This is a genomic window from Microcoleus sp. Pol12B4, from assembly GCF_036701385.1.
Lineage (GTDB): Bacteria > Cyanobacteriota > Cyanobacteriia > Cyanobacteriales > Microcoleaceae > Microcoleus.
This window is the reverse complement of record NZ_JAUBQR010000368.1, coordinates 1-3,292: the sequence shown is the minus strand read 5'-3', so window position 1 is coordinate 3,292 and position 3,292 is coordinate 1. Positions and strand designations below refer to the sequence as shown.

The 3,292-nt window shown below is 50.1% G+C and carries 1 protein-coding gene; it reads right to left on the bottom strand.

Features of this window, described 5'->3' with window-relative positions:
- On the bottom strand, window positions 1–3,167 hold a 3,167-nt coding region (locus QUA38_RS28130), incomplete at its 3' end, for a PAS domain S-box protein (RefSeq protein WP_333167686.1).
- Window positions 3,168–3,292: the final 125 nt, after the last annotated feature.

Sequence of the window (3,292 nt, the reverse complement as noted above, 5' to 3'; positions counted from 1 at the left end):
TTCAATTCCGCGAGGATAGCCACTGCTGATTCGGCATTCTCCATGATGACGCCTTCAGTAATTTCTACCTTTAAAGTGCGGGGGTCAAGCTGAGTTTCTTGTAAAATTTCGCGAATGCGATCGATTAAATCCGGTTGTTTAAATTGTTGGTTAGAAAGGTTGACGCTGACAGTCAAGGGCGGATTCGCTGGGAATTTTTGGTGCCACTCGTGGATCTGATGACAAGCCGATCGCATCATCCACCAGCCAATAGGTATAATCAATCTAGTTTCTTCTGCTACTAAAATAAACTCGCCAGGAGATACGACACCCCGCTCCGGGTGATACCACCGCAGCAGCGCTTCAAAACCGCTGATCCTACCCGTAACTAGAGAGACGATGGGCTGATAGTAAAGCTGAAATTCCTGGGAGTCTAAAGCGCGTCGCAGGTCGTTTTCCAGTTGCAAAAGGGCGACGGCGCGAGTGTGCATACTTAAGTCAAAAACTTCGTGGCGAGCTTTGCCCAATCCCTTAGCATGATACATGGCAGCATCTGCATCTCGGAGCAGTTCTTCCGGTCGATCGTACAATATGGACAACGGGACATTGGGAACAGGAGAGTCGGAAGATAAGCAAGACAAAGAAGTTTCCCGATCGATATTTCCCAGATTTTCGGGACTCGACAGTTGGCAGGTTTCCGTTGGACACGGAGGAACACCAGAACAAACAATCCCAATGCTAGCACTGGTAAAAACTTGATACTCGTTAAGGTAAAAAGGCTCTGCCAGTTCCGCCTGCACTCGTTCGGCAATCTGGATCGCATCCTCGGTGCTTTTGATATTTTCCAGCAAAATAGCGAATTCGTCGCCGCCGAGACGGGCAACGGTATCTCCAGCGCGCAAACAGATTCCCAGGCGCTGCGCGATCGCGATCAGCAACCGATCGCCCACTAAATGCCCCAAACTGTCGTTAACAACCTTAAACCGATCGAGATCGATAAACAGCACCGCAAACAAAATATCGGGGCGGCGTTTTGAAAGATTGATCGCGTGTCCCAAGCGATCCATAAATAAAGATCGGTTGGGCAAACCGGTTAGCATATCGTGCAAAGCATCGTGTACTAACTTCTCTTCTGCTATTTTGCGGAGGGTAATATCTTCGACAGTGCCTTCGTAGTAAAGTAAATTTCCGTCAGGGTCGCGAACTGCCCGGCCGTTCTCGGAAACCCAGATAGTAGTGCCGTCAGCGCGGTAAACTTGGGACTCGAACTCAGACACAAAACCGTGTTTTTCGATCGCGCGCAAAAACTCGACGCGTCGGTTGGGATCGACGTAGAGTTGGCGGTCTATGTCTTGGATATTCGCGATCAATTCGGTGGCCGACTCGTAGCCGTAAATTCTCGCCAAAGCAGGGTTAGCGCTGAGGTAGCGTCCGTCGGGCGTTGTCTGAAAAATGCCTTCGATCGCATTTTCAAAGATACTGCGGTATTTCTCTTCCGCCTGTTGCAGCGCGAATTCTGCCTGCTTGCGATCGGTGATATCGGTCAACGTGCCGAGGTAGCCTAGAACTTCCCCGCTTTTGGTCATTTCTGGCACTGCTTGCCAAAATACCCAGGTTGTGAAGTCACCGTTGCAAAAGCGATACTCTAACTTACAGGGCAACTTGTCTGTGACAGCGCGATACCAATGGTTTAAAACACGCTCGCGGTCTTCCGGATGCAAACTTTGCGCCCAACCTTCGCCTAGTGCCTTTGGCGCAGTCAGTCCCGCCATCTCCAAAAATCGCTCATTCACATACAAGCAATCTCCGGCAGCGTCGGCGCGGAAAATCCCGACAGGCAGTATTTTTGCCAAGGTGTAATAGCGGTATTCGCTTTCTAGTAGCGCGCTGGCAGCTACTTTAGTCTCGGTGATGTCAAACATGGCGCCTTGAAGGATGACAGACTTGCTTGCTTCATCGCGAACTGCGGTTGCTTGATCGCGGAACCAGACTACTCGACCGTTGCGGGCGATCGCGCGGTATTCTGAAACCAGCGACCCCTCGCAGAAGATATCTTCTCCATCGCTGAATTTCTGTGTGGCGTTTTCCACTAACACGCGGTCACGGTCTTCTGGGTGAACAAGTTTCAGCCACAGGTCGGGATCTGCTCTCCATTCAGCTACAGAATAACCTAGAAAAGTCTCGATTTGCGGGCTGATGTAAAGTTTGGCAGCCTTGCGGTTGAGGGGAGAAATGTAGGTGACAGCGGGCATTTGTTCTACCAGGGCGCAGTATTTCGCTTCTACAGTGGACAGTGCTGCTTCTAGGCGCTGCCGCTCTAATTCGGCTGCGGCCCGTCCCGCAAAAATGCTGAGAATTAATCGGAATTTGGCAAGATGTGCTTCCACCAAGGGTCGATCGTGGAAAATACAAATAATGCCTAAAGGTTCGCCGTAAGAGTTTTTCAGCAAGACTCCCAGGAAACTGCGCGCACCTGTAACTATCGGTCTGCGGTCTTCTGGAAAGGTTTCCCAGAGGTTGTCGGGACAGGAATACATTCCCTCCTGCAGCACCTGCGCTTCGGGAGTATTGGCAGTGTCGCACTCAAAGTTTGGCTGCTGCTGTCCGTCGCTCCAAAAACTGATAAGTTGCAATCTATCGGCAGCAGCATCGGTGCGTGCCTTCGACTTAATCGATTTGGCAGCGACGGCGGTGCGAACTCCGAGTGCTGAGGCTAAGTGGCAAACTAAGGCATCAAAGAATTGTGCTCCCCCCGGCGAATCAGTACCTGCTAGGATTTCGCCCAGCAAATCTTCCTCTAATTGCGCGAAACCATTAACTCTGGGAGGATTCTCGGCATTTGGGCGATCGGGATTGTTTCCCATCGAACCCGAAATGCTTAGACTTAGGGTTTTGCTAGTTCCAGGCCCCAAAAGAGGCGAAGAATTCACACTTAGGCGCTCTTGCTTGGCCAAGAATACAGCGTGGCTCATACCTAAAACTTTACCCAAGAAGCTGTCAGTTGCCGGCCACAGATTTGAGTTGGGGAAAATCAAAAAGTTTTTCCGCATTTTCAATCCCGCAGATAAATCGTCGGGCTTTAATTCTGCCAACTGCCGTTGCTCTTGGGCTAGCGGTAGACTGGGAGGCCTTCGGTGCCACTTGAGATAAATCGCGGACACCAAGGCTAAAGTCGCCGATAATCCCATAAGATATGCAAGAATCTCAAAGTAAAAAAATAAATCTAGCTCGAACATCGATTAGCACCGCTCGACAATTATTGTAGTTATCTGAAGCCAATCTATTTAAAAATAACTAAGTATCGTCACGGATG